General features: G+C 38.1%; 4 protein-coding genes. 3 read left to right on the top strand and 1 reads right to left on the bottom strand.

Annotated elements, in window-relative coordinates:
- Positions 1 to 109 precede the first annotated feature (109 nt).
- Positions 110 to 1,381: a serine hydroxymethyltransferase gene (gene glyA, locus ABD792_RS04075; RefSeq protein ID WP_345004526.1), complete on the bottom strand. Its 1,272-nt coding sequence runs from the start codon at positions 1,379 to 1,381 to the stop codon at positions 110 to 112.
- 115 nt (positions 1,382 to 1,496) lie between these two features.
- Between glyA and fahA the strand changes: the two genes are divergently transcribed.
- From fahA to ABD792_RS04060, 3 genes are all read left to right on the top strand, one after another.
- Complete coding sequence (fahA, locus tag ABD792_RS04070) at positions 1,497 to 2,780, top strand: fumarylacetoacetase (protein WP_345004525.1); 1,284 nt, start codon at positions 1,497 to 1,499, stop codon at positions 2,778 to 2,780.
- A gap of 41 nt (positions 2,781 to 2,821) precedes the next feature.
- On the top strand, positions 2,822 to 3,535 hold the full coding sequence (locus ABD792_RS04065; protein ID WP_345004524.1) for a sialate O-acetylesterase: 714 nt from the start codon (positions 2,822 to 2,824) through the stop codon (positions 3,533 to 3,535).
- A gap of 209 nt (positions 3,536 to 3,744) precedes the next feature.
- Positions 3,745 to 4,926: a hypothetical protein gene (locus ABD792_RS04060; RefSeq protein WP_345004523.1), complete on the top strand. Its 1,182-nt coding sequence runs from the start codon at positions 3,745 to 3,747 to the stop codon at positions 4,924 to 4,926.
- The last annotated feature ends 89 nt before the right edge of the window (positions 4,927 to 5,015 follow it).

The following is a 5,015-nucleotide window of genomic DNA, read 5'->3' as shown; positions in this document are numbered from 1 at the left end:
CGCTGGGGGGAATCCTGATAAGGTTTTTAAAACTTAAAAAAAATGGCCGGAATTTCTTCCGACCATGGCTAGCACAACGGCAGGCTTTAAAAACTTTATTTCTGAATACTTACACAAACAAAGGCTTATCTTGCATCATAGCATTCACTTTTTCTCTTACGGCTTCTAAGGTCGCATCGTTCTCGTGATTTGCAATCACCTCATCAATTAATTCTACAATAGCATCCATATCGGCTTCCTTTAATCCACGCGTCGTAACTGCCGCCACACCTAATCGGATACCGGAAGTTACAAACGGTGACTTATCATCAAAAGGCACCATGTTCTTGTTTACGGTAATATCGGCTTTTACCAAAGCTTCTTCAGCTTCTTTACCAGATATATCTTTATTACGTAAATCGATTAGCATGCAGTGGTTATCAGTTCCTCCCGAAATAATATTGTAGTCTTTGGCAACCAATGCCTTTGCCATAGCGGCGGCATTGTGTTTAACCTGCAATTGGTATTTTAAGAAATCATCACTAAGTGCTTCTCCAAAAGCTATAGCCTTAGCAGCAATGATATGCTCCAATGGGCCTCCCTGATTTCCGGGAAATACCGCTGAATCTAATAACGAAGACATTTTACGCAACTTACCACTCTTTAAGGTAATACCAAATGGATTATCAAAATCCTCACCCATCATAATCATACCACCTCTTGGGCCTCTTAAGGTTTTATGTGTCGTGGTTGTAACGATATGGCAGTGTGGTATCGGGTCGTTTAAAATACCTTTTGCTATCAATCCCGCAGGATGTGAGATATCTGCCATTAAAATAGCACCTACACTATCGGCTATTTCTCTAAATCGCTTGAAGTCGATGTCACGCGAATATGCCGAAGCACCAGCAATAATTAATTTAGGTTGCTCTTTAGTCGCAATCTCCTGAATTTTATTATAATTCAACACACCTGTTTCCTGCTCTACTCCATAAAACACCGGGTTGTATAATTTACCAGAAAAGTTAACTGGCGATCCGTGAGTTAAATGTCCTCCGTGAGACAAATCAAAACCTAAAATCTTATCTCCCGGTTTTAAGCACGCAGCAAATACAGCTGTATTCGCCTGACTTCCAGAATGGGGTTGTACATTTACATAAGCTGCACCGAACAGGGCTTTTGCTCTATCTATAGCAATTTGTTCTACTTCATCAACTACTTCACATCCGCCATAATAACGTTTACCGGGGTAACCTTCAGCATATTTGTTTGTTAAAACAGAGCCTGCTGCTTCCATTACCTGGTCGCTCACAAAGTTCTCTGATGCAATAAGTTCAATACCATGTAACTGGCGTTCTTTCTCAGCTTGAATAAGTTCAAAAATTTGTTCGTCGCGTTGCATAAATATAAATTCTGGTTAAATATTCGGCAAAAATAACAAATAGATTAGTTAAATACACCAAAAAACATATATTTGAAAAAGAAATTAATAAACTTTGAAATAAACCATATAGGCTATGCCAATATCAGCTAATAATCCAGATAGAAAATCCTGGCTGCACGTAGACAAAAATTCAGATTTTCCAATTCAGAATATTCCTTTTGGTGTGTTCTTAACACGGGACGATATCATTACCATTGGCACCCGTATTGGTGATACAGCCATCGATTTAGGTGCTCTACATCAACTTGGGTATTTTGATGGCATTCCATTGACTGACGATATCTTTCTTCAGGATACGTTAAACGATTTTATCGCTGATGGCAGAAAAACATGGCGAGCCGTAAGAAATAGAATTGCTCAAATTTTTGATGCGGAAAACACCGCACTCAAGAATAACAAACAACACAAAGAGACCGTTTTGTTTCGTCTTGATGAAATTGAAATGCAATTACCGGTTCAAATAGGTGACTATACCGACTTTTATTCGAGTATCGAACATGCCACCAATGTAGGGACTATGTTTAGAGGGGCTGATGATGCACTAATGCCTAACTGGTTGCATATTCCTGTAGGATATCACGGCCGAAGCTCTTCCATAATCCCATCGGGAATCCCTATTCACAGGCCACAAGGACAAACCCTGCCTCTTAATGCTACCGAACCTGTTTTTGGACCGAGTAAATTGGTAGATTTTGAGTTGGAAATGGCCTTTATAACGACCGATGCCAATGATTTGGGAGAACCCATCCCCGTTAATGAGGCGGAAGAATATATTTTTGGATTGGTATTATTTAACGACTGGAGTGCCCGCGATATTCAAAAATGGGAATACGTTCCTCTTGGCCCATTCCTGGCTAAAAATTTTGCTTCATCCATGTCGCCATGGATTGTTACTCTAGATGCTTTGGAGCCCTATCGTGTAGAAAGTCCTAAACCTATTAAACCGCAATTACCTTATTTGCAGTACAAAGGGAAAAAGAGTTTCGACATTCAACTAGAAGTGGCCATTCAACCTAACGGTTCCAAAGAAACGATAGTTAGTAAGTCTAATTTTAAGTACATGTACTGGAACATGTCTCAACAATTGGCGCACCATACTGTTAATGGCTGTCCTGTAAATTCTGGTGATCTTATGGGAAGTGGTACCATTTCTGGACCAACACCAGATTCTTACGGTTCTATGCTAGAACTAACATGGCGGGGGGAAAAACCAATTAAAATGAATGACGGTACCGAACGTACGTTTATTAACGATAATGACACTGTGATACTTAGAGGACATTGCGAAAAAGATGGTACACGCATTGGTTTTGGAGAGGTTTCAACCAAATTATTACCTCCTTACAAGAAAAAATAGATAGGATAAGGATAACTACTTTTATACAAAGAGACTAATTCATGAAGCCCTATAAATTAATAGTAATTCTATTTGGAGCTCTCTTGCTGTCATGCACTTCAAAACCCGAAGGCAAGCATTTGTTTATACTTTCCGGGCAGTCTAATATGGCAAGATTAAATCCTGAAGAATCGTTTACTCCGTCGATCGAGGCTAACTTTGGAAAGGAAAACGTCATTGTGGTTAAAGATGCGCTTGGCGGGCAACCCATACGTCGCTGGTATAAAGACTGGAAACCAATAAGTGGTAACGAGCCCGAAGCAAATCCTGATTTATACGACCGCCTTATAACCAAAGTACGTGCAGTCATCGAAAATGAAAACATAGCCTCAGTCACCTTTATCTGGATGCAAGGTGAACGCGATGCCAGAGAAGGGTTTGGCAATGTATACCAAAAGAGTTTAGAGGGACTATACAAACAATTAAGTGATGACCTGAATAGGAATGATGTTAATTTTGTGATCGGCAGGTTAAGTGATTTTGATCTACAGAATAGCAAATATCAGGATTGGACCATGATAAGAGACATTCAGGTTAAAACGGCTGAATCCAATCCGCGTTTTGACTGGATCAATACAGATGATCTTAATGATGGCATTGTACGCAATGGCAAACCAATAGAAAATGATTTACACATGTCTGCAAATGGTTATATAACCATGGGGAAACGTTTTGCGGATAAGTCAATCGAGCTTATTGAAAAATTCACAAAATAGCCAATAGAGAAATTGTAGAACCAATTCTTTTTAATACCCCACAAACCAAATAACACACCTCTTATAGTAAGAAAAAAATAACGCAACCCTAGGTTTCTTAAGTACTCTACAAAAATATTTTATATATTACACCCTGTTTCACTGTAGCCTATAATGTGTATTTTGGCACTACTTTTGAAATGATTGAAAAATAACCCAAATTTTAACCTATGCATAAATTATTACTCTCATTACTAATAACGATTACAATACTGGCTTGCAGTACCAGTAAACAAATCGAAAAGGCAGTAAGTATTGGCAACTACGATCTTGCCATTAACGAAGCCATTGGAAAGTTAAGAACAAATAAGGATAAAAAAGGTAAAGCAGAATTCATTAGCCTACTTCAAGATGCTTACAGCAAGGCCAATGAACGCGATTTAACTAAAATAAACTTTTTAAAGCAAGATAACAATCCTGAAAACTACCTTCAGATTTATGACCTATATCGTAAGCTAAATGATCGTCAGGAGCGTATCAAACCATTATTACCTTTGTACTTAAACGGACAGGCTGTAAAAATAAATATGGCTAATTACTCTAGTGAAATTATAGCTTTTAAGAACAAGAGTTCTCAGCAATTGTACAATAATGCTCTAACGCTTTTAAATAGTAATAATAAAATGGATGCTCGCTATGCTTTTGAAGATTTACAGGAGATTGAGCATATTAACCCTAATTTTAAAGACGTACGACAATTAATAGATGTAGCTCATAACAAAGGGACTGATTTTGTTCTTGTTGATATGATAAACGACACCAAAAAAGTAATCCCTGAGCGTCTTGAAAACGACCTTCTAAACTTTAGTACTTACGGACTAAATAATCTATGGACCGTATATCACAATACTGTCGACAAGAAAATAGCATACGACTACAGTATGCGTGTTAATCTGCGAGAAATTAATATCTCTCCCGAACAAGTTAAGGAACGCCAAATAATCAAAGAAAAACAAGTTGTCGATGGATGGCAATATCTTTTAGATGATAAAGGCAACGTTGTAAAAGATAGCTTGGGTAATAAGATTAAAGTAGATAAAATGAAAACCGTGCGTTGCGAATATTATGAATTTAAACAATTTAAAGCAGCGCAGGTTACCGGAAACATAGAATACAAAGATCTTAAAACCAAACAGCTGGTAGACGCTTTTCCGCTAGCCAGCGAATATATCTTTGAACACATTTATGCCACCTCTAGAGGCGACCGAAGAGCATTGGAAACCGAACTTTTGCCGTTTTTAGAAAAAAGACGTGTGCCGTTTCCAACTGCGGAACAGATGATCTACGATTCGGGTGAGGATCTGAAGCAGCAATTAAAAAACATCCTCAACTCCTATTCTTTTAAAAGATAACCAAAAGCTCCCTATTTCGGTAGCCATGGTCGGAAGAAATTCCGTCCATTTTTTTTAAGTTTTAAAAACCTTATCAGGATTCCCCCCAG

This window comes from Snuella lapsa, from assembly GCF_039539345.1.
Lineage (GTDB): Bacteria > Bacteroidota > Bacteroidia > Flavobacteriales > Flavobacteriaceae > Snuella > Snuella lapsa.
The sequence above is the reverse complement of the archived record's forward strand: the minus strand, read 5'-3'. Positions and strand labels throughout refer to the sequence as shown.

Excerpts from the sequence above, each read along its gene's own strand:
- ABD792_RS04060 (WP_345004523.1), top strand. The coding sequence starts at position 3,745 with ATGCATAAATTATTACTCTCATTACTAATAACGATTACAATACTGGCT.
- glyA (WP_345004526.1), bottom strand. The coding sequence starts at position 1,381 with ATGCAACGCGACGAACAAATTTTTGAACTTATTCAAGCTGAGAAAGAA.
- fahA (WP_345004525.1), top strand. The coding sequence starts at position 1,497 with ATGCCAATATCAGCTAATAATCCAGATAGAAAATCCTGGCTGCACGTA.
- ABD792_RS04065 (WP_345004524.1), top strand. The coding sequence starts at position 2,822 with ATGAAGCCCTATAAATTAATAGTAATTCTATTTGGAGCTCTCTTGCTG.